Raw genomic sequence first — 20,120 nt, 5'->3', positions numbered from 1 at the left:
GGCATTCTGCTCAGACGCCCTGCCGCCCGCGCCGTGGCGGGCGCCGCCGTACCGCGAGAACGGGGAACGCACCATGACCGCCAGCCGCCCCACGCCGCCGACCGCCGACCCCGACTGGTGGCGCTCCGCGGTCGTCTACCAGATCTACGTCCGCAGCTTCGCCGACGCCAACGGCGACGGCGTCGGTGACCTGGAGGGCATCCGGCAGCGCCTGCCCTACCTGCGCGACCTCGGGATCGACGCGCTCTGGCTGACCCCCTTCTACACCTCGCCGATGGTCGACGGTGGCTACGACGTCGCCGACTACCGGGACGTCGACCCGATCTTCGGCACCCTCGCCGACTTCGACGCCATGGTCACCGACGCGCACGCCCTCGGCCTGCGGATCATCGTCGACCTCGTGCCCAACCACACCTCCGACCGGCACCCCTGGTTCCAGGCCGCCCTGGCCGCCGCCCCCGGCTCGGCCGAGCGCGCGCGCTACCTGTTCGCCGACGGCCGGGGCGAGCGCGGCGAGCTGCCGCCGAACGACTGGGAGAGCATCTTCGGCGGGCCCGCGTGGACCCGGGTGGCCGACGGCCAGTGGTACCTGCACCTGTTCGACCCGAGCCAGCCGGACCTGAACTGGCGGCATCCCGAGGTCCGCGCCGAGTTCGAGGACATCCTGCGCTTCTGGCTGGACCGGGGCGTCGACGGCTTCCGCATCGACGTGGCGCACGGGATGATCAAGGCCGAAGGGCTGCCCGACGTCGGGTTCAGCACGATGACCACCGGCCGCCGCCAGGTGGAACTGCTCGGCAAGGGCCGCCTCCCGTACTTCGACCAGGACGAGGTCCACGACATCTACCGCGCCTGGCGGCCCATCCTGGACAGCTACCCGGGCGGCCGCATGGCCGTGGCCGAGGCGTGGGCCGAGACGCCGCAGCGGCTGGCCCGCTACATCGGCCCGGACGAGCTGCACCAGGCGTTCAGCTTCGACTTCCTCGACGCCACCTGGTCGGCCGAGTCGTTCCGCAAGGTCATCGACACCGCCCTGGCCGAGGCGACCATCGTCGGCGCGCCGACCACGTGGGTGCTGTCCAACCACGACAAGCAGCGGCACGTCACCCGCTACGGCGACGGGCCCGACGGGCTCCGCCGGGCGCGGGCCGCCGCCCTGCTGATGTTCGCCCTGCCCGGATGCGCGTACGTCTACCAGGGCGAGGAGCTGGGCCTGCCCGAGGTGCTCGACCTGCCCGACGACGTACGCCAGGACCCGGCGTTCCGGCGCACCGGCGAGAGCCGCGACGGCTGCCGGGTGCCGATCCCGTGGAGCGGCGACGCGCCCCCGTACGGCTTCGGGCCCGCGGGCTGCGCGGAGAGCTGGCTGCCGGCGCCCGCGACCTGGGCTGCCCTCTCGGTCGCCGCGCAGACCGGCGTGCCCGGATCGACCCTGGAGCTCTACCGTCGCGCGCTGCGGATCCGGCGCGCGCATCCGGCGCTGGCCGCCGACGCCGGCGAGGTGACGTGGCAGGAGACCGAGCCCGGGGTGCTGGCCTTCTCCCGCGCCGCGGGCGACGTCACGCTGACCTGCGTCGTCAACATCAGCGGCGCGCCCGTCCGGGTCGGCGGGTACGGCGAGCCGCTCGTCTCCAGCGAGACCCTCACGGCGCAGGACGGCGACCGGTGGCTGCCGGTCGACACGGCCGCCTGGTTCGAACGCCGCTGAACGGGTAACTCGACACCGACCTGGTCGTCCGTCGTGCTCCGCGCCGGCGGGCGGCTGGGCACCGACCCCTTGTGGTGGGGGGCGAGGTGGCGTCGGCGCCTCGCGGGGTCCGCCCCGTGGGGCGCCGACGTCCGTGCGGCCGCGTTTCACGCCCCCCTGGCGGTCAGCATCTCGGCGATCCGGCGGAAGCCGGCCCGCAGCTCGGCCTCGGTCGGCGGGGCGGTCGGCTCGCCGCGGCCGGCCTCGTCCGCCGCCGCGTCCAGCTCCTCGTCGATGGTGTCCTCGAAGTCGCCGTAGAGGTCGGCCTGGTCCACCTGGGCCGCCTCGTCGGCCGCGGCGATCTGGGCGGCGGCGATCTCGCTGCGGACCTCCTCGGCGGAGAGCGCCGGCAGCAGGGGTTCCACCACCGCCATGAGCTGCTCCTCGGCCACCACCGCCTCGGCCAGGGCGAGCGCGTGGGGGCGCTCGTACGGGCCGCAGACCACCGGCTCCCACTCGTCCTCGTCGCTCAACGGACCGAACGTGATGATCCACGGGAGACCGAGCATCGGCGAGTCGCTCGGCAGGTCCAACGTCACAAGTGCACCCACCGGCCCATCATGGTCCGTCACGTGGTGCCCGCGCGGAACATTCGTCCGATCCCCGTCACCGTCGCTGCCCGCGGCCGCCTCGGCCGAGGCCGAAGGGCGTCAGACCAGCCGGGCCGGGACGCCTCAGTCGGGCGGGATCCGTCAGCCGGGCCGGGACGCGTCGAGGGCCGCACGGACCAGCGCGAGCGCGGCGCCCGGCGGCACGCCGAGCCGGTGGGCCTGGAGCGCGTACTCGGCCGCCGCCCGCTGGAGCCGGTCCATCGCCTCGTCCCGGCCGGGCGCCACGAACGTGCCGTTGCGCCCCCGCGTCTCCAGCAGCCCGGCCCCCTCCAGTTCCCGGTACGCCCGGGCCACCGTGTTCGGTGCCAGGCTGAGGTCGGCGGCGAGCTGCCGCACCGTGGGCAGGCGGGTGCCGACGGGGAGCCGCCCGTCGCCGATCATGGCGGCGAGCTGCCCGCGCACCTGCTCGTACGGGGGCACGGGCGAGTCCAGGTCGACCGAGATCAGCACGTCGGGCTCCTCCCCGTTCACCCGGCACCACCCGGTACGCCGGGCTCGGTGTCCTCGTCGAGGTCGGCCGGCGGCGGGCCCTCGGCCAGGTCGACCACCCTCCCCCGCCGGCTGGTCGCGGCGAGGGCCGCGCCGAACAGCAGCAACTGGTTGAGCAGGTACAGGTAGAGCAGCAGCCCCACGGCGCCGGCCACGACCGTGTACGCCGGGTTCCGCTCGGTGCGGACGACGTAGTAGCGGCCGACCGTGTTGAGCAGCGTGATGCCGATCGCGACGAGCCACACCACCGGGCGCAGCCGGGACCGGCTCATCCGCAGTCGCGGCACGGCGACCAGCAGCAGCGCCGCGAGGACCGCGTTGACCACCACGCTGAGAATCGCGCTCAGCGTGGTGAGGCCGAGCGACCCGGTGCTGCGCAGCAGGAAGCGCAGCACCGACTCCAGCGCGTCGACGGCGGCCACCGAGAGGCCGAGCAGCACGAACACGATGACCATCACGCCGATGTCGACCAGCCGGCGGATCACCAGGTTGCCGGGCTGCTGGTTGAACCCGTACATCAACCGCTGCGAGGACCGGATGGCCTCGATCCAACCGATCCCCGTGAAGGTGAGGATGATGAGGCCGACCACGCCGACGGTGCCGCTGCTGTCGGCGATCTGCGCCGGGTCGAGGAAGGGCAGGTTGTCCTGAAGGAAGCTGCCCGCGGCCAGGCTGAACTCGTTGTTGTCGTCCAGGGTCGCGCCGAAGATGGCGTAGACGACCAGGGCGAGCGCGAAGACCGCGAAGAAGCCGTAGTAGGCGATGGCCGCGGCCAGCCGGCCGCCGAGCACCTGGGCGTAGAGCGCACCGGCCCGCCACACGTGGTCGAAGACCGGCGACCGGCGGCGGGCGGCGTCCACCCGGCGGCCGATGCCCGCCTCGACCCGGCCGATCACGTTCACGCCGTCATCCTCGCCGATGTCGGCCCGCCGCGGGGGTAACCGTCACGGGCGCGCCCGCCGCAGCGTCCGCTCAGCCGCCCAGCCGGAAGTCGCGGCGGGGCTGCCACCGGGCCTGGCCGCTGTGCGAGAAGAGGGTGAACGCCTCCACCTCGAACATGGCGGAGAAGTCCGCCAGATCCTCGTACGCCTTGTCCAGCGCCTCGGGCGGCACGTCCTGGGCCACCGTGACGTGCGGGTGGTAGGGGAAGCGGGTCTCCCGGCGCAGTTCCGGCGCGGCGCTGATCGCAGCGGCCAGCAGCTCACACTCGCTGATGCCGGCCGCCACGGCCACGAACACGACCTGCGTCACCGGACGGAACGTGCCGGTGCCCCGCAGGTGGAGGGTGAACGGCAGGTGGGCGGCGGCGACGCCGGCCAGGTGCCGCTCCACGGCCGGCAGGGCGGCCACCGGGATCTCGGTCGGCCCGAGCAGCGTGACGTGCGCCGGGATGTCCGCCGCCTGCGGGTCGCCGGCCTCCGCCCGCCGCCGGGTGAGCTGGCCGCCCCACGGCTCGGGGATGTCCACCGCCACCCCGATCTGGATGAGGTCACCCTCCCCCGGCGCCCCGTCCCTGCGATCCACGCTGCGCGTCACCTCTCCGGCCACCGGCCTTCGTCAACCCGTCCCGCGGTCGCGGCGCTACTCGCCGCGCACCGGCGGGAAGAAGCCGATCCGCTCGTACACGGCACGCAGCGTCGGAGCGGCCACGGCACGCGCCTTCTCCGCGCCGGTGGCGAGCAGCTTGTCGAGCTGGGCCGGGTCGTCCAGGTAGCCGCGGGTGCGCTCCTGGATCGGGCGGACGAAGTCGGCCACCACCTCGGCCAGGTCCTTCTTCAGGTCGCCGTAGCCCTTGCCGGCGTACGCGGCGACCAGGTCGTCGATGTCGCGTCCGGAGAGGGCCGAGTAGATCGTCAGCAGGTTGGAGATGCCCGGCTTGCCCTCGGCGTCGAAGACGATCTCGCGGCCCGTGTCGGTGACCGCCGAGCGGATCTTCTTGGCCGTGCGGGCCGGATCCTCCAGCAGGTCGATGATGCCGGCCGGCGAGGACGACGACTTGGACATCTTCGCGGTCGGTTCCTGCAGGTCGGTGATCTTCGCGGTGTCCTTGACGATGTGCGGGGCCGGCACGGTGAACGTCCGCCCGAACAGGGTGTTGAACCGCTGCGCGAGGTCGCGGGAGAGTTCCAGGTGCTGCCGCTGGTCCTCACCGACCGGCACCGCGTCGGCCTGGTAGAGCAGGATGTCGGCGGCCTGGAGGATCGGGTACGTGAAGAGGCCGACGCTGGAGCGGTCGCTGCCCTGCTTCTGCGACTTGTCCTTGAACTGGGTCATCCGGCTCGCCTCGCCGAACCCGGTGATGCACCCCAGCACCCACGCCAGCTGCGAGTGCTCCGGCACCTGCGACTGGACGAACAGGGTGCTCTGCTCCGGGTCGATGCCCACCGCGAAGAGCTGGGCGGCGGCGATCCGCGACCGCTGCCGGAGCGTCTTCGGGTCGTGCCCGGCGGTGATCGCGTGCAGGTCGACGACGCAGTAGAACGTCTCGTGGGTCTCCTGCAGGGCCACCCAGTGCCGGAGCGCCCCCAGGTAGTTGCCGAGGTGGAACGAGTCGGCCGTCGGCTGGATGCCGGAGAAGACGCGGGGACGGGCGGGAACGTCGGGCATGCCGCCAATTCTGTCAGCCCGCCGCGGCGAGCGTCATGACGGGCCGGCGGGTCGCATCCGGCGCGGTCACCGGCCGGTCAGGACGGGTTCGCGGGCCGGGCCTCGCGGGTCACCGCCGGCGCCGCGGTCTCGCGCCGCTGCTCGGGTACGCGGACGGCGGAGACGGCGAGCCGGGCCACCCGCCGCCCCTCCAGGGCGAGCACCCGCAACAGCCAGCCGCCGGGCGGGTCGCCCGGTTCGGCGTCACCGTCGTCGACCGAGCCGGGCGTCACCGTCACCTCGTCACCGGCGACCGGCAGCCGTCCCAGGGCCGCCATGACGAACCCGCCGACCGTCTCGTACGGGCCGGTGGGCAGGGTGACGCCGGTGCGCTCGGTGAAGTCGGCCAGGTTGAGGCGGCCGTCGACCACTGCGGGCAGCCCGGCGTGCACCGGGTCGGGGGTGCCGTCGTACTCGTCGTGGATCTCACCGACGAGTTCCTCGATGAGGTCCTCGAGGGTGACGATGCCGGCCGTGCCGCCGTACTCGTCGACGACCACCGCGAGGTGGTGCCCCTCCCGGCGCATCTCCGTCAGCGCCGCGAGCACCCGCTTGCTGCCGGGCAGCCGCTTCACCTCCCGGGTCAGCTCGCCGACGGTGGCGCACGGGTCGCCCTCGGGGCGCAGCAGCACGTCGCGCAGGTGGACGAACCCGACCACGTCGTCGTGGGTGCCGTCGGTGACCGGGTAGCGGGTGTGCGTCTCGACCCGCACCAGGCGGGCCGCCTCGGCGATGGTGAGGCCGGCGGGGAGGAAGACGACCTCGGTGCGGGGCATCATCACCTCGCGGATCAGCCGGGCCCCGGCCACCAGGACCTCGTCGATGATCCGGCGCTCGTCCGCGTCGAGCAGCGTGTTGGCGGCCACCAGGTCGCGCAGCTCGGCCTCGCTGATGCGCTCCCGGCCGGCCGCCGGGCCGGCACCGAGCAGGTCCGTCACGCGCCGGGTGGCCGCGTCGGCGGCCCGCACCACCATCGCGGCCACGGCCCGGGCGACGGGCCCGGGTTCGCGGCCGGGTCGTCGCCGCGCGCGTCGCCGGTGCTCGGGCCCGCCCGCTTCGCGCATGCCAGAGATGGTAGACAGCGCGCGGTCTCCGCACGGCCATACGGCGTACGCCGGTCACCCGCCCGCCGTGTTCAACTCTGTTGGATCGTGAGAGTTTATGATGGAATCGACTTCCGCGGAGTCCGGGCCGTCCGGCCCGCCCGTAGGGTGAGCACGAACCGGCCACGACCCGGGCCGACCTCAGGAGGCGAACGAGATGAAACTGCTCGTCACCGGCGGCGCCGGCTACATCGGCAGTGTCGTGACCCGGATGCTGCTCGACGCCGGGCACGAGGTGGTCGTCCTCGACGACCTGCGCACCGGCCACCGGGTCGCGCTGGCCCCCGACGCCACCCACGTGGACCTGCCCGTGCACGAGGCGGCGCAGGTCGTCACCCCCGAGGCCCGGTTCGACGGGGTGCTGCACTTCGCCGCCCTCATCGCCGCGGGCGAATCCATGGTCAGGCCGGAACTCTACTGGCACACCAACACCGTCGGCACGCTCGCCCTCCTCGACGCCGTCCGCGCCGCCGGCGTGCCCCGGCTCGTCTTCTCCTCCACCGCCGCCGTCTACGGCAACCCCACCGAACTGCCGATCCCGGAGACCGCCGTGACGGCGCCGACCAACACGTACGGCGCGACCAAGCTGGCCGTCGACATGGCGCTCACCTCCGAGGCGATCGGGCACGGCCTCGCGGCCGTCTCGCTGCGCTACTTCAACGTCGCCGGCGCCCACCTCGACGGCGCCGTCGCGCTCGGCGAGCGGCACGACCCGGAGACGCACCTCATCCCCATCGCGCTGGAGGTGGCCGCCGGCCGGCGGGAGAAGCTGCAGCTCTTCGGCGACGACTACCCGACCGTCGACGGCACCTGCGTCCGCGACTACATCCACGTGGCGGACCTGGCCCGCGCCCACCTGCTCGCCCTGGACGCCGCCACCCCCGGCCAGCACCGGATCTACAACCTCGGCAACGGCAACGGGTTCACCAACCGGCAGGTCGTCGACGTCGTCCGCGAGGTCACCGGCCACCCACTGCCCGTCGAACTCGCCCCGCGCCGCGAGGGCGACCCCGCCGAACTGGTGGCCTCCTCCCGCCTGGCCCGCGAGGAACTCGGCTGGGTGCCGCAGAAGCCGACCCTGCACGACATGGTCGGCGACGCCTGGATCTTCTACCGCACCCACATCCTGGAGCAGGCATGACCGACGTCGCCGAGCGCGCCGCCGCCGGCTTCCGCACCCGCTACGGTGAGCCGCCCGCCGGCCGCTGGGCGGCGCCCGGCCGGGTCAACCTGATCGGCGAGCACACCGACTACAACGACGGCTTCGTCCTGCCCTTCGCGCTTCCCCTGCGTACCGTGGCCGCCGCCGCCGGGCAGGACGGCGCCCGCTGGACGGTGTGGTCCGAGCTCTCCGACGAGACCGTCACCTTCGGCGCCGACGAGGTCGCCGAACCGGGCCGGGTCACCGGCTGGGGCGCGTACGTCGCCGGGGTGGTGTGGGCGCTGCGCGACGCCGGCCACGACGTGCCCGGCGCCCGCCTGGCGATCGCCTCCGACGTGCCGCTCGGCGCGGGGCTGTCGTCGTCGGCGGCCCTGGAGGCGGCCGTGCTGACCGCCCTTGTCGACCTGGGCGGCCTCGACCTCCCCGCCGAGCGGCAGCCGCGGCTGGCCCAGCGCGCCGAGAACGTCTACGTCGGCGCGCCGACCGGGATCATGGACCAGTCGGCGGCCATCCGCTGCCGCGACGGGCACGCGCTCTTCCTCGACTGCCGCACCGAGGAGGTCGAACACATCCCGTTCGACCTGCACGCCGCGGGCCTGGCCATGCTGGTCGTCGACAGCCACGCCCCGCACCGGCACGCCGACGGCGAGTACGCCGCCCGCCGCCGCTCCTGCGAGGCCGGCGCCGCGCGGCTCGGCGTGCCGGCCCTGCGCGACGTCGGCATCGACCAGCTCGACACCGCGCTCGCCCGCCTCGACGACCCGGAGACGCGGCGGCGGGTCCGGCACGTGGTCACCGAGGACCAGCGGGTGCTCGACACGGTGGCGCTGCTGCGCGCCGGCCGGGTCCGCGAGATCGGGCCGTTGCTCACCGCGTCGCACGTCTCCATGCGCGACGACTTCGAGATCACCGTGCCGGAGATCGACACCGCGGTCGAGGCGGCGCTCGCCGCCGGCGCCCTCGGCGCCCGGATGACCGGCGGCGGCTTCGGCGGGTGCGTGCTCGCGCTGGTCGAGGTGGACGCCGCCGAGGCCGTCGCCGACGCCGTCACAGCCGCGTACGCCAAGAAGGGCTTCCCCGCCCCCGGCCACGTGACCGTGCTTCCGGCCGGCGGCGCCACCCGCCTCGACTGACGCCGACCCGCGGGGCCGGGCCGCCACCGGCACGGAATCCGCGTGACGCGTCCACCCGCGACGATCGGTAGGGTGTCGCCGCGACCGGCGAGCGGGAAGGGGACGAGGTGACCGACACCGGGTTGGCCGCCCAACAGCGGGCGGTGGCGCTCATCGAGGTCGGGCGCCACGCCGAGGCGGTGGAAGTGCTCCGGGGCGTGCTGGCCGAGCAGCCCGAGCACGTCGGCGTCCTCTACCACCTCGCCCGCTGCCACCGCATGCTCGGCCAGTTCGCCGAGGCGCTGCGGGTCATCGACCGGGCGCTCGCCCTCGCCGCCACGCCCCAGCACCTGCTCGTGGAGAAGGGCCGGATCCTGCTCGCCGCCGGCCAGCCCGCGTACGCGGCCGCGGCCGCCCAGGCCGCCCTGGAACGGGCGGCCGGCGTCTGGGAGGCGCACGCGCTGCTCGCCGAGGCGCTGCTCACGCTCGGCAACCCCACCCGCGTCGTCGTCGCCCGCCGGCACGCCGACACCGCCCTCGAACTCGCCCCGCAGGTGCCCGGGGTGCACCTGCTCGACGCCCGGGTGCACGCCCGCATGGGTCGGCTCCGGGCCGCCCGGGCCGCCTGCCGGCAGGCGCTGGCGCTGGACCCGTCGTACGAGCCGGCCCTGCACCAGCTCGCGCTGTTCGACGCCGCACAGGACCGCGTCGGGCGGGCCGCGCGGGGCTTCACCGACGCGCTGGCCGCGGACCCGCACGACGGGTCGGCCGCCGTACGCCACGCCGTGGTGGCCGCCGCCCTGTGGTGGCGGTTGTTCGACGTGCTGGCGCTGGCCGCCGTGGCGCACGTGGTCCTGTTCGCGGTGGTGGACGCGGCCCGACCCGTACGGCTCGCCACCGCGCTGCTGGTCCCGGCGGCCGTGGCCGGATGGTCGCTGCTGACCTGGCGGCGGCAGCCGTCGCCCGTGCGCTGGCAGCTACGCCGGCAGCTCGGCGCGCGGACCGTCGTCGTCTGCCTGGCGTTCACCGCGGCCGCCCTGGCCGGGCTGCTGCTCAACGGGATCGCCCCGACGACCGACAGTGTGCTCGGCGCGCTCGGCGTCCTGCTGCTGGCGCCGGCCTGCCTCGTCCTCGCCCTGCGCCTCTGGCGGCAGCTCAGCCGCCGGGCCGGCCCCGCCATCCGCTGGCTCGGCTACCGGATCTGGAGCCGCCTGGCGGCCCGCGCCACCATCACCACCTCCGAGCAGCGAAGCTGACCCCGGCGACGCCGGTCACGGGGGGGGACTCAGCCGGCCTCGACGATCATGCCGGCGCCCACCGTGCGGTTGGTGCTCTCGTCGATGATGATGAACCCGCCGGTGGTCCGGTTGCGCCGGTACTCGTCGGCGAGCAGCGGGACCGTCGTCCGCAGCCGGACCCGGCCGATCTCGTTCAACCGCAGCTCGCCCGCCGCCTCGTCCCGATGCAGGGAGTTGATGTCGAGCCGGTAGTGCAGGCCGCGCACGATCGCCCGCGCCGAGCGGGTGGTGTGCTTGATCGCGTACTTGCCGCCGACCTGCAGGGGCCGGGTCTCGTCCATCCAGCAGACCATCGCCTCGATGTCCTGGGCCACCGCCGGCGCGTTGTTCGGCCGGCAGATCATGTCGCCCCGGGAGATGTCGATCTCGTCGGTCAGGCGTACGGTCACCGACATCGGCGGGAACGCCTCGGCGACCGGGCCGTCGGCGGTCTCCACCGAGGCGATCCGGCTCGTGAAACCCGAGGGCAGCACCATCACCTCGTCACCCGGCTTGAGCACCCCCGAGGCGACCTGCCCCGCGTAGCCCCGGTAGTCCGTGACCGTCGTCGACTGCGGACGGATCACGTACTGCACCGGGAACCGCACGTCGACCAGGTTGCGGTCGCTGGCGATGTGCACCCGCTCCAGGTGGTGCAGCAGCGCCGGGCCCTCGTACCACGGCATGTTCGGCGACCGGCTCACGATGTTGTCGCCCTTGAGCGCGGAGACCGGCACCACGGCCAGGTCGGGCACCTCGAGCTTCGCGGCGAACGCCGTGAACTCGTCGGCGATCCGCTCGAAGACCTCCTGGGAGAAGTCGACCAGGTCCATCTTGTTGACGCAGAGCACGAGGTGCGGCACCCGCAGCAGCGAGCACAGGAACGCGTGGCGGCGGGACTGCTCCACGAGACCCTTGCGGGCGTCCACGAGGATCAGCGCCAGGTCGGCCGTCGACGCGCCGGTGACCATGTTCCGCGTGTACTGGATGTGCCCCGGCGTGTCGGCGATGATGAACTTCCGCCGCGGCGTGGCGAAGTAGCGGTACGCCACGTCGATGGTGATGCCCTGCTCCCGCTCCGCCCGCAGGCCGTCGGTGAGCAGCGCCAGGTTGGTGTACTCGTCGCCGCGCGCCGCGCTGACCGCCTCCACCGCGGCCAACTGGTCGGTGAACAGCGACTTCGTGTCGTAGAGCAGCCGGCCGATCAGCGTCGACTTGCCGTCGTCGACGCTGCCGGCGGTGGCGAAGCGCAGCAGGTCCATGCGCCGGGCCTCCGGCCCGGCGCCGACCGGGGTGGCCGCGGCGGTCTCGACGCTCATCAGAAGTAGCCCTCCCGCTTGCGGTCCTCCATGGCGGCCTCGCTGACCCGGTCGTCACCGCGGGTCGCGCCGCGCTCGGTGATCCGGGTCGCGGCCACCTCCTCGATGACCTTCTCCACGGTGTCGGCGTCGGAGCGCACGGCGGCCGTGCAGGACGCGTCGCCCACCGTGCGGTAGCGCACCCGCGCCTTGAACTGCTCCTCGCCCGCCCGGGGGCGGATGAACTCGTTCACCGCGTACAGCATCCCGTCCCGCTCGACCACCGCACGCTCGTGCGCGTAGTAGATCGACGGCAGCGCGATCCGCTCCCGCGCGATGTAGTGCCAGACGTCCAGCTCGGTCCAGTTGGACAGCGGGAAGACGCGGATCGACTCACCCGGGTGGTGCCGGCCGTTGTAGAGCGCCCACAGCTCCGGCCGCTGGTTCTTCGGATCCCACTGGCCGAACTCGTCGCGGAAGCTGAACACCCGCTCCTTGGCCCGGGCCTTCTCCTCGTCCCGGCGAGCACCACCGAAGAGCGCGTCGAAGCGGTGCTTCTCCACGGCCTCCAGCAGCACCGGCGTCTGGATGCGGTTGCGGGTCCCGTCCGGCGACTCGCGGACCAGCCCGCGGGCCAGCGCCTCCGGCACGCTCGCCACCACCAGGTGCAGCCCCAGCTCGGCCACCCGCCGGTCGCGGTACTCGATGACCTCCGGGAAGTTGTGCCCGGTGTCCACGTGCATCACCGGGAAGGGGATGTTCGCCGGGGCGAACGCCTTCTGGGCGAGCCGCAGCATCACGATGGAGTCCTTGCCGCCCGAGAAGAGCAGCACCGGACGCTCCATCTCGGCCACCACCTCGCGCATCACGAAGATGCTCTCCGCCTCCAGCGCGTCGAGGTGTGAGACCTGGTATGCGGGGGCGGTCATGACCCGGGCTCGATTCGCTCGCTCATCCGATTTCCAGACTTTTCCGGTCGGGGATGTCAAGAACTTGCGTTGAGGTTACCCGGAATGTCTCTGCAACGCCGCAAGCAACCGGGGGGCGAGATCCCGACGACAGACCAGCAGGTCGGGAAGGCGTGGATCCGCCTCGTTGTATTTCAGCGCAGATCCATCGATCCGGGAAGCGTGCAGCCCGGTGGCCGTCGCCACAGCGACCGGCGCCGCCGAGTCCCACTCGTACTGGCCGCCGGCGTGGATGTACGCGTGCACCTCACCGGTCACCACCGCGGCGATCTTCGCGCCCGCCGAACCCATCGGCACCAGGTGCGCGCCCACGTCCTCGGCCAGGTCGGTGAGGAACACCGGCGGCCGGCTCCGGCTCGCCGCCAACCGGATGATCCGGTCCCGGCCGGCCGCCGCCTCCACCGTCATCGGCGGATACCCCGGCGGATAGTCGGTCGCGAGCACCCGCTGCTGCGCGGGCAGCGCCACCGCCCCGGCGACCAGCCCGTGCGGGCCCGGCGCGTCGCGCGCCCAGAGCGCCACGTGCACCGCCCAGTCCGCGCGCCCCTCCTCGGCGAACTCCCGCGTGCCGTCCAGCGGGTCGACGATCCACACCCGGTCGGCCGTCAACCGGGACACCGTCCCCGGGTTCACCTCGGCCGCCCAGGCCAGCCGCGCCCCCTCGTCCTCCTCCGAGAGCACCGCGTCACCCGGACGCCACGCCGCCAGCTCCGTGCGGATCAGCTCGTGCGCGACCTTGTCCCCCGCCGACTTCAGCGCCGCCGGGTCACCGAACCCCAGCTCCGCCCGCAGCCCCAGCAGCGCCTGGCCCGCACGGGCCGCCAGCCACCGGGCGAACGCGCCGTCGACCATCGGAGGACTCGTCATGATCCGCTCCCGTCGCCAGGGCCCGACCACGACGCCGGGACATCCCGCCGGGACCCGGCGCCGCCGGTCGCGCACACCGAAAGGCGCAGACTACCGGCCCGGTACGCCCACCGCAGTCAGCCGCCGTGATAGAGGTTCTGCGTCGGCTCCACCCCGCGGAGCACGACCGACTCCACCACGTCCGCCGCCCGGTCGACCAGGAACTCCAGCTCCTTGCGCTCCGCCGCGTTGAAGTCCGACAGGACGAAGTCGGCCGGGTCCTGCCGCCCCGGCGGCCGGCCGATGCCGAACCGGACCCGCACGTACTCCTTCGTGCCCAGCGACTTCGTCATCGAGCGCAGCCCGTTGTGCCCGCCCTCGCCGCCGCCGCACTTCACCCGCAGCTGCCCGTAGCCGATGTCCAGCTCGTCGTGCACCGCGACCACCCGCCCCGGCGGCACCTTGTAGAACTGGCCCAGCGCCGCCACCGGCCCGCCGGAGAGGTTCATGTAGGTCAGCGGCTTCACGAGCACCAGCCGCGGCCCACCGAGACCCAGGCGGCCCTCGGCCACCTCGGCCACCGCCCGCCGGTGCCGGCCGAACTTCGCGCCCACCCGCTGCGCGAGCAGGTCCGCCACCATGAAGCCGACGTTGTGCCGGTTACCGGCGTACTCCCGGCCCGGGTTGCCCAGGCCGACCACCAGCCACGGCCCCGCCTCGTCCGTCACGACCCGCCCTTCCCGCTGTCGGTCTCACACACCCCGGATACGCCGACAGGCGCCCCCACCGCGCGGGGACGCCTGTCGCACGTGGACCGGCCGAATCAGGCCTCGGTACGCGCCTCGGCGTTCTCCTCGCCCTCGGCGGCCGGAGCGGTGTCGGCGCCCTCGGACGACTCGGTGACCTCGCCGACCTCGGCCTCGGCCTCCTCGGTGGCCTCCTCGACCTCGGGCAGGGTGGCCTCGAGCTGCTCGGCGGTCGGCGCGGCGGTCACCGTGGCGACCGGCAGCTCCGGGTCGGCGGCCAGCTCGACACCGGCCGGCAGCTTCACGTCGCCGGCGGTGACCTGGGCGCCCGCCTCGGCGCCCTCGATCGACGCCTCCAGGTGGTCCGGCACGCGGGTGGCGTCCGCGGTCACCGAGAGGGTGTCGTGGTCGTGCACGATCAGCGTGTCCTTCGCGGCCTCACCGGTCAGCTCGACCGGGACCTCGACGGTGACCTTCTCGCCCCGGCGGACGAGCAGCAGGTCGACGTGCTCGAAGGTGTCCTTGATCGGGTCACGCTGGATCGCCTTCGGAAGCGCCAGCACCTGGGTGCCGTCGCTCACCTCGATGGCGAAGAGCTGGTTCGCGCCACCCTTGCGGATCGCGGCCGCGAACTCGCGGGCCGGCAGCGCGATGTGCTTCGGCTTCTCGCCGTGGCCGTACAGCACGGCGGGCACCTTGCCGGCCCGGCGGGTACGACGGGCACCACCCTTGCCGAACTCGGTGCGGGGCTCGGCGCTGATCTTTACCTCGGACACGGGGAAACTCCTGATGCTTCGCTGCGGCGGCTTGTCGTCTTGCGGTGCTGGGGCGAGGGGCTCGCTGGGGCTCATGCGTCATGAACGACTGCCCGGAGCACCGCGTCGATGACGGTGCTTCCGTGCGGTGCTTCCTCAGCGGCCCGCCGGGCACCCTCGCCGTGGCAACCGCACCAGTCTACCCGAGCGGATTCCCGCCCCTCCGCCAGTCCCCGCCTCCCCGCACCCGGGCCCCGGGGCCCCGCCGACGGGCGACGCGACGGCCCGCCGGGCAGCGCGAACGGCACACCGCCGGACGGCCCGGAGGCGTCCCGCCGGACGGCCCGGACGGTGGCCCACCGGACGGCCCGGACGGTCGCCCGCCAGCCGCGGGACACCGCCCCCGGCGGACTCCTTGAGTGGCGGCCCGTCGACGGCGGGCCGTGCCGGGCCGCCGGACCACCCTCAGGATCCCGGTCGGACCGTCAGCTCAGGCCACCGAACAGGGTCGTCACCGAGCCGTCGTCGAAGACCTCCCGGATCGCCCGGGCCAGCAGCGGCGCGATCGACAGGACGGTGATCTTGTCGAGCTGCTTCTCCGGAGGCAGCGGCAGCGTGTTCGTGACCACGACCTCGCTGATCGGGCTGTTCTTCAACCGCTCGGTCGCCGGGTCGCTGAGCAACGCGTGGGTCGACGCGACGATCACGTCGTCGGCGCCGGACTCGCGCAGGATGTCCGCCGCACGGCAGATCGTGCCACCCGTGTCGATCATGTCGTCGACGATGAGGCACACCCGGCCCTCCACGTCACCGACCACGCGGTTCGCCACCACCTGGTTCGGCTTCAGCGGATCCCGCGTCTTGTGGATGAACGCCAGCGGGCAGCCACCCAGCCGGTCCGTCCACCGCTCGGCGACCCGCACCCGGCCCGAGTCCGGCGCGACCACCGTGAGCGGCCGGCCCGCGTACTGGCGCTCCACGTACTCGGCCAGCACGTCCATGGCGAACAGGTGGTCCACCGGGCCGTCGAAGAAGCCCTGGATCTGCGCGGTGTGCAGGTCCACGGTCAGGATGCGGTTCGCGCCCGCCGTCTTCAGCAGGTCGGCGATCAGCCGCGCCGAGATGGGCTCCCGCCCGCGGTGCTTCTTGTCCTGCCGCGAGTACGGGTAGAACGGCAGGACGACCGTGATCCGCTTGGCCGAGCCGCGCTTCAGCGCGTCGATCATGATGAGGGTCTCCATGACCCAGGTGTTCACGCCGTGCGTGACGGACTGCACCACGAAGGCGTCCGAACCACGCACGGAATCCCGGTACCGTACGAAGATCTCGCCGTTGGCGAACTCGTACGCGTCGGCCGGCGTCGGCGCGACGCCGAGCACCTCGCCGATCTCCTTGGCCAGCTCCGGAAAGCCACGTCCGGTGAAGAGCATCAGGCTCTTGCGGTTTTCGGCGACGATGCTGCCCATGGGCCCGTCTGCTCCCGTTGGTCGGTTTTGCCCGGCACGGTGGTGGTGGGCCGGGGACTAGTCGGTTGCAGTATCTCCCCCACGGGATTCCCCGCCCAGTGCGTGGTCATCCCCGTGGATTGCCTCACCTTCGCTTGCCGCCGCGGCACCCGACGACGCACCCTCCGCCGCCCGCAGCGCCCGCTCGGCCGCCTCCGCGGACACCGTGCCCGGGCGCTTGCGGGCCACCCAGCCCTCGATGGCACGCTGCGGCGCCCGGGTCACCCCCAGCGCACCCGGCGGCACATCCTGGGTGATCGCGCTCCCCGCCGCCACGTACGCCCCGGCGCCCACCTCGACCGGCGCGATCAGGCTCGTGTCACAGCCGATGAACGCGCCCTCGCCGACGACCGTCCGGTTCTTGTTCACCCCGTCGTAGTTCACGAAGATCGTCGCCGCGCCGATGTTGGCCTTCGCGCCGATCGTCGCGTCACCCACGTACGACAGGTGCGGCACCTTGGCGCCCGGGCCGACCTCGGAGTTCTTCACCTCGACGAACGTGCCGACCTTCGCCTTCCCGGCCAGCCGGGCGGCCGGCCGCAGGTACGCGTACGGGCCCACGCTGGCCCCCGGACCGACCTCGGCGCCCACCGCGTGGCTGCGCAGCACGGTGGCGCCCTCGCCGACCACGGTGTCGACGAGCGTCACGTCCGGCCCCACCACGGCGCCGGAGCCCACGACCGTGGCCCCGCGCAGCTGGGTGTTCTGGTCGACCACCGCGTCCCGGTCCAGCGCGACCGTCACGTCGATCCAGGTGGTCTCGGGGTCGAGCAGGCTCACCCCGGTGCGCATCCACCCCTCGTTGATCCGGTCGCGCAGCAGCCGGCGCAGGGCCGCCAGCTCCACCCGGTCGTTGCAGCCCAGCGTCTCCACGTGGTCCGGCGCGACGTGCACCGCCACCGGCTCGCCCGCGGAGTTCAGCAGGCCGAAGACGTCGGTGAGGTACTCCTCGCCCTGGTCGTTGTCGGTCGACAGCTTGCCGAGCGCGTCACGCAGCCGGACCACGTCGAACGCGTAGCTGCCCGCGTTGATCTCCCGGATGGCCCGCTGCGCCGGCGTGGCGTCCCGCTCCTCGACGATCTGCTCCAGCCGGCCGTCGGCGGCCCGCACGATCCGGCCCAGGCCGGTGGGGTCGGGCACCTCGGCGGCGAGCACCGTCGCGGCGGCGCCGGACTGCTCGTGCGCGTGCACGAGGGCGCTCACCGTCTCGGGACGGAGCAGGGGCACGTCCCCGTTGATGACGACCACCGTGCCGGTGGCGTCCGGGACGGCCTCCAACGCGATCCGCACCGCGTGACCGGTGCCGAGCTGCTCGGCCTGGAGCACCGGGATGGCGTCCGGCGCGATCTCGGCGAGGTGCGCGCGGACCTGGTCGGCACCGTGACCGACCACCACCACGGTGCGGTCCGCTTCCAGCGGCGCCGCCGCGCTCAGGACGTGCCCGAGCAGGGTACGGCCGAGCAGCGGGTGCAGGACCTTCGGCAACGCCGACTTCATCCGCTTGCCCTCACCGGCGGCGAGCACGACAACGGTGCGGAGGTGGGGCTGGGACACGAGTGGCTCCCGTCGGGACGGCGACACTGTCGCGGCCATGCTAACCAGACGTCGACCGAGGACTGGCACGGCCTTGACGAATGGTTGAAGCTGCCTGAGCTGGGGTGCCTGGATTCGAACCAGGAGCTCAAGGCTCCAAAGGCCTGCGGGTTGCCGTTACCCCACACCCCATTGAATGTCAAGCATCGCGGTCCGTTTTTTCAACGCCCGCGCCGGCCGCTCTTTCGAACAGCTCGGCGATCATACCTTCGATTCGCCAGTAGAGCTCGCGACTACGCGGCACCGTGATCACGAGACATCCGTGATAGTCGGTGCCGGTGTTGCGCCGGACGGTGGACGGGTTGTGTCTCTTCAGGGTCGGCCGGCGGAAGCGGTCGGCCGGCAGCCCGAGCCGCCCGGCCCACCAGCTGGTCGCGGCCTCGGCGTCGGCGCTCTCGTGGATGCTCACCCGGTAGCTCGGCACCGACGGGTCGACACCGCAGGCCGCCAGGAAGCGCAGGAACAGCGCCAGCAGTCCAGGGTCGCTGTTGATGAACTGGACGTGGTCGTCCCGGCGCCACGGCTTCGACTTCGCGCCCTCGCACCAGTAGATCGCCGCGCCGAGCAGCAGCAGATCCCGCTCGCCGAGTGGGCCCACCACCCTGGCGGCCGCCGCGTGCTGTCTGGCCCGGGCGGCGTCCCGCTCCGCCCGGTGCGCGGTCCAGCGCGCCTCCGACATCGCCTTCGCGTGCGCCTTCCGGCGCTGCCGGACGGCGTCGTCCTCCACCGAAGCCGGCACGTCCCGTACCCACTGGTACGCCGTCGACTTCGCCACCCCGACGCACGCGGCGATCTCGGCTAGCGAGCAGCCGCTCGCGCGGAGCTCGATCGCCCGGCGACGCAGGTCGTCCCTGGCGTTGGGACGACGTGTCCACTCCGGTGGCGGAACTCCACGCAGCAACTCGTAGACCCGGTTGCGGCCCACCCCGGTCCGCGCCCTGATCTCGCGGACGGAAAGCCCCTCGACGGTGCGCAGCCGGCGCACCTCGGAAGCGAGTGGGTCCGTCATGCATCGAACGCTAGGACGTGGGTACGACGAACCCCGACTCGTGAACTTCCCCGTGCGATCTACGGTTCCGTAAGTTACGGTGACGTAGGCGTAGCTTTCAGATCGTCCTCTTCCCCTTGCTGTGAGGTGTCATGTCGACCGCTCTCCTCGAACCGAAGGCCTCCGGACCCGGACCAAAGCCACTGACCCAGGGCAGCCAGTCGCCCGGGATCCTCGTCGCCCTCTGGGCGTTCGTGGTGATCCCGTTCGCGGCGTTGATCGCCGCCGTGCCCATGGCCTGGGGCGGCTGGTTGAGCTGGACCGACGTCGGAATCGCCGCGTTCTGGTACGTGATCTCCGGGCTCGGTGTGACGGTCGGGTACCACCGCTACTTCACCCACGGCTCGTTCAAGGCGCGCCGCTGGCTGCGCGTCGGGCTGGCGGTCTCCGGCTCGCTCTCCGTCCAGGGCGAGATCATCCAGTGGGTGGCCGACCACCGGCGCCACCACGCCTTCTCCGACCTGGAGGGCGACCCGCACTCCCCGTGGCGCTTCGGCGAGAGCGTCTGGGGCCTGACCCGGGGCATGTTCCACGCACACGTCGGCTGGATGTTCAACCGGGAGATGTCCAACCGGGAGCGCTTCGCGCCCGACCTCCTCGCCGACAAGGACATCCGCCGGGTCGACAGCCTCTTCCCGCTGATGGTGGCGATCTCGTTGCTCGGCCCCGCGGTGATGGGTGGCCTGCTGACCTGGTCGTGGCAGGGCGCGCTCACCGCGTTCTTCTGGGGTGGCCTGGTCCGCGTCGCCCTGCTGCACCACGTCACCTGGGCGATCAACTCGGTGTGCCACGTCTACGGCGAGCGCCCCTTCGTCATGCGCAACGGCGACCGGGCCGCGAACTTCTGGCCGCTGGCGATCCTGTCCTTCGGCGAGAGCTGGCACAACCTGCACCACGCCGACCCGACCTGCGCGCGGCACGGCGTCCTGCGCGGCCAGGTCGACATCTCGGCCCGGGTGATCTGGTTCTTCGAGAAGCTCGGCGCGGCGTACGACGTCCGCTGGCCGAAGCCGGAGCGGATCGCGGCGAAGATGGTGTCACCGGCGGCGCCGTAATGCGGGCGATGCACCCCCCGGTTACCTGGCAGTATGTCCGGATGACCGAACAAGGTGGGGGGCTTGCCGCGCGGCACGGAGACACGGGGGCCGGGCCCGAGGCGGGTACGGTCGGACGACGCGACAGCGTCTTCCGGCCGTACGCCAGTGAGGCGGCGA

19 protein-coding genes and 1 tRNA gene are annotated in these 20,120 nt (G+C 73.1%); 5 read left to right on the top strand and 15 right to left on the bottom strand.

The features are described 5' to 3' along the window. The first annotated feature begins 73 nt into the window (after positions 1 to 73). Positions 74 to 1,708: a glycoside hydrolase family 13 protein gene (locus D7I43_RS06975; RefSeq protein WP_120327562.1), complete on the top strand. Its 1,635-nt coding sequence runs from the start codon at positions 74 to 76 to the stop codon at positions 1,706 to 1,708. 146 nt (positions 1,709 to 1,854) lie between these two features. On the opposite strand, the gene D7I43_RS06970 is transcribed toward D7I43_RS06975, so the two are convergent. From D7I43_RS06970 to D7I43_RS06945, 6 genes are all read right to left on the bottom strand, one after another. Continuing rightward, a complete protein-coding gene (locus D7I43_RS06970; protein ID WP_120327561.1) occupies positions 1,855 to 2,298 on the bottom strand; it encodes a hypothetical protein in 444 nt (147 codons plus the stop codon). Positions 2,299 to 2,439: 141 nt separating this feature from the next. Beyond that, on the bottom strand, positions 2,440 to 2,829 hold the full coding sequence (locus D7I43_RS06965; protein ID WP_240032831.1) for a GntR family transcriptional regulator: 390 nt from the start codon (positions 2,827 to 2,829) through the stop codon (positions 2,440 to 2,442). Further along, complete coding sequence (locus D7I43_RS06960) at positions 2,826 to 3,749, bottom strand: YihY/virulence factor BrkB family protein (protein ID WP_120327560.1); 924 nt, start codon at positions 3,747 to 3,749, stop codon at positions 2,826 to 2,828. Before D7I43_RS06960 ends, D7I43_RS06965 begins: the two co-directional genes overlap by 4 nt. Before the next feature lie 70 nt (positions 3,750 to 3,819). Next, positions 3,820 to 4,371, bottom strand: a complete 552-nt coding sequence (locus D7I43_RS06955; RefSeq protein WP_192902092.1) for a 2'-5' RNA ligase family protein — start codon at positions 4,369 to 4,371, stop codon at positions 3,820 to 3,822. Positions 4,372 to 4,428: 57 nt separating this feature from the next. Then, positions 4,429 to 5,454 carry a tryptophan--tRNA ligase gene (gene trpS / locus D7I43_RS06950; protein WP_120327558.1) on the bottom strand — a complete coding sequence of 342 codons (1,026 nt, stop codon included), beginning with the start codon at positions 5,452 to 5,454 and terminating at the stop codon, positions 4,429 to 4,431. Between the two features lie 77 nt (positions 5,455 to 5,531). Continuing rightward, entirely contained in the window at positions 5,532 to 6,467 is a 936-nt protein-coding gene (locus D7I43_RS06945) for a hemolysin family protein (protein WP_240032849.1), read from the bottom strand. Positions 6,468 to 6,753: 286 nt separating this feature from the next. On the opposite strand from D7I43_RS06945, the gene galE reads away from it, so the two are divergent. The 3 genes from galE (at position 6,754) to D7I43_RS06930 (ending at position 10,126) form a co-directional block, all read left to right on the top strand. Next, positions 6,754 to 7,737 (top strand): UDP-glucose 4-epimerase GalE, encoded by a 984-nt coding sequence (gene galE, locus D7I43_RS06940; protein ID WP_120327556.1) that lies wholly within the window; start codon positions 6,754 to 6,756, stop codon positions 7,735 to 7,737. Then, positions 7,734 to 8,891: a galactokinase gene (galK, locus tag D7I43_RS06935; RefSeq protein WP_120327555.1), complete on the top strand. Its 1,158-nt coding sequence runs from the start codon at positions 7,734 to 7,736 to the stop codon at positions 8,889 to 8,891. The genes galE and galK overlap by 4 nt, the downstream gene beginning before the upstream one ends. A gap of 107 nt (positions 8,892 to 8,998) precedes the next feature. Then, positions 8,999 to 10,126: a tetratricopeptide repeat protein gene (locus D7I43_RS06930; protein WP_120327554.1), complete on the top strand. Its 1,128-nt coding sequence runs from the start codon at positions 8,999 to 9,001 to the stop codon at positions 10,124 to 10,126. 29 nt (positions 10,127 to 10,155) lie between these two features. On the opposite strand, the gene cysN is transcribed toward D7I43_RS06930, so the two are convergent. From cysN to D7I43_RS06885, 9 genes are all read right to left on the bottom strand, one after another. Beyond that, entirely contained in the window at positions 10,156 to 11,466 is a 1,311-nt protein-coding gene (cysN, locus tag D7I43_RS06925; RefSeq protein WP_120327553.1) for a sulfate adenylyltransferase subunit CysN, read from the bottom strand. Continuing rightward, positions 11,466 to 12,374, bottom strand: a complete 909-nt coding sequence (gene cysD, locus D7I43_RS06920; protein WP_120327552.1) for a sulfate adenylyltransferase subunit CysD — start codon at positions 12,372 to 12,374, stop codon at positions 11,466 to 11,468. The genes cysN and cysD overlap by 1 nt, the downstream gene beginning before the upstream one ends. A gap of 75 nt (positions 12,375 to 12,449) precedes the next feature. Continuing rightward, a complete protein-coding gene (locus D7I43_RS06915; protein ID WP_120327763.1) occupies positions 12,450 to 13,280 on the bottom strand; it encodes an inositol monophosphatase family protein in 831 nt (276 codons plus the stop codon). Positions 13,281 to 13,396: 116 nt separating this feature from the next. After that, positions 13,397 to 13,987: an aminoacyl-tRNA hydrolase gene (gene pth, locus D7I43_RS06910; RefSeq protein WP_120327551.1), complete on the bottom strand. Its 591-nt coding sequence runs from the start codon at positions 13,985 to 13,987 to the stop codon at positions 13,397 to 13,399. A gap of 95 nt (positions 13,988 to 14,082) precedes the next feature. Further along, a complete protein-coding gene (locus D7I43_RS06905; protein ID WP_120327550.1) occupies positions 14,083 to 14,781 on the bottom strand; it encodes a 50S ribosomal protein L25/general stress protein Ctc in 699 nt (232 codons plus the stop codon). Positions 14,782 to 15,245: 464 nt separating this feature from the next. After that, positions 15,246 to 16,226 carry a ribose-phosphate diphosphokinase gene (locus tag D7I43_RS06900; protein WP_120327549.1) on the bottom strand — a complete coding sequence of 327 codons (981 nt, stop codon included), beginning with the start codon at positions 16,224 to 16,226 and terminating at the stop codon, positions 15,246 to 15,248. A 57-nt stretch (positions 16,227 to 16,283) separates the two neighbouring features. Beyond that, positions 16,284 to 17,858 carry a bifunctional UDP-N-acetylglucosamine diphosphorylase/glucosamine-1-phosphate N-acetyltransferase GlmU gene (gene glmU, locus D7I43_RS06895; protein WP_120327548.1) on the bottom strand — a complete coding sequence of 525 codons (1,575 nt, stop codon included), beginning with the start codon at positions 17,856 to 17,858 and terminating at the stop codon, positions 16,284 to 16,286. A 60-nt stretch (positions 17,859 to 17,918) separates the two neighbouring features. Next, positions 17,919 to 17,990 (bottom strand) — tRNA-Gln (locus D7I43_RS06890). A gap of 7 nt (positions 17,991 to 17,997) precedes the next feature. Further along, on the bottom strand, positions 17,998 to 18,867 hold the full coding sequence (locus D7I43_RS06885) for a helix-turn-helix domain-containing protein (RefSeq protein WP_120327547.1): 870 nt from the start codon (positions 18,865 to 18,867) through the stop codon (positions 17,998 to 18,000). Positions 18,868 to 18,998: 131 nt separating this feature from the next. On the opposite strand from D7I43_RS06885, the gene D7I43_RS06880 reads away from it, so the two are divergent. Beyond that, positions 18,999 to 19,961 (top strand): acyl-CoA desaturase, encoded by a 963-nt coding sequence (locus D7I43_RS06880; protein ID WP_120327546.1) that lies wholly within the window; start codon positions 18,999 to 19,001, stop codon positions 19,959 to 19,961. Positions 19,962 to 20,120 lie beyond the last annotated feature (159 nt).

Source organism: Micromonospora globbae (assembly GCF_003610785.1).
GTDB classification, from domain to species: domain Bacteria; phylum Actinomycetota; class Actinomycetes; order Mycobacteriales; family Micromonosporaceae; genus Micromonospora; species Micromonospora globbae.
This window is presented reverse-complemented; position numbering and strand designations above follow the sequence as displayed.

Bases quoted from the DNA above. Each gene is read 5' to 3' on its own strand.
- D7I43_RS06975 (WP_120327562.1), top strand. From the start codon at position 74: ATGACCGCCAGCCGCCCCACGCCGCCGACCGCCGACCCCGACTGGTGG.
- trpS (WP_120327558.1), bottom strand. From the start codon at position 5,454: ATGCCCGACGTTCCCGCCCGTCCCCGCGTCTTCTCCGGCATCCAGCCG.
- D7I43_RS06945 (WP_240032849.1), bottom strand. From the start codon at position 6,467: ATGGTGGTGCGGGCCGCCGACGCGGCCACCCGGCGCGTGACGGACCTG.
- galE (WP_120327556.1), top strand. From the start codon at position 6,754: ATGAAACTGCTCGTCACCGGCGGCGCCGGCTACATCGGCAGTGTCGTG.
- galK (WP_120327555.1), top strand. From the start codon at position 7,734: ATGACCGACGTCGCCGAGCGCGCCGCCGCCGGCTTCCGCACCCGCTAC.
- cysN (WP_120327553.1), bottom strand. From the start codon at position 11,466: ATGAGCGTCGAGACCGCCGCGGCCACCCCGGTCGGCGCCGGGCCGGAG.
- cysD (WP_120327552.1), bottom strand. From the start codon at position 12,374: ATGACCGCCCCCGCATACCAGGTCTCACACCTCGACGCGCTGGAGGCG.
- D7I43_RS06915 (WP_120327763.1), bottom strand. From the start codon at position 13,280: ATGACGAGTCCTCCGATGGTCGACGGCGCGTTCGCCCGGTGGCTGGCG.
- D7I43_RS06900 (WP_120327549.1), bottom strand. From the start codon at position 16,226: ATGGGCAGCATCGTCGCCGAAAACCGCAAGAGCCTGATGCTCTTCACC.
- glmU (WP_120327548.1), bottom strand. From the start codon at position 17,858: ATGGCCGCGACAGTGTCGCCGTCCCGACGGGAGCCACTCGTGTCCCAG.
- D7I43_RS06885 (WP_120327547.1), bottom strand. From the start codon at position 18,867: ATGACGGACCCACTCGCTTCCGAGGTGCGCCGGCTGCGCACCGTCGAG.
- D7I43_RS06880 (WP_120327546.1), top strand. From the start codon at position 18,999: ATGTCGACCGCTCTCCTCGAACCGAAGGCCTCCGGACCCGGACCAAAG.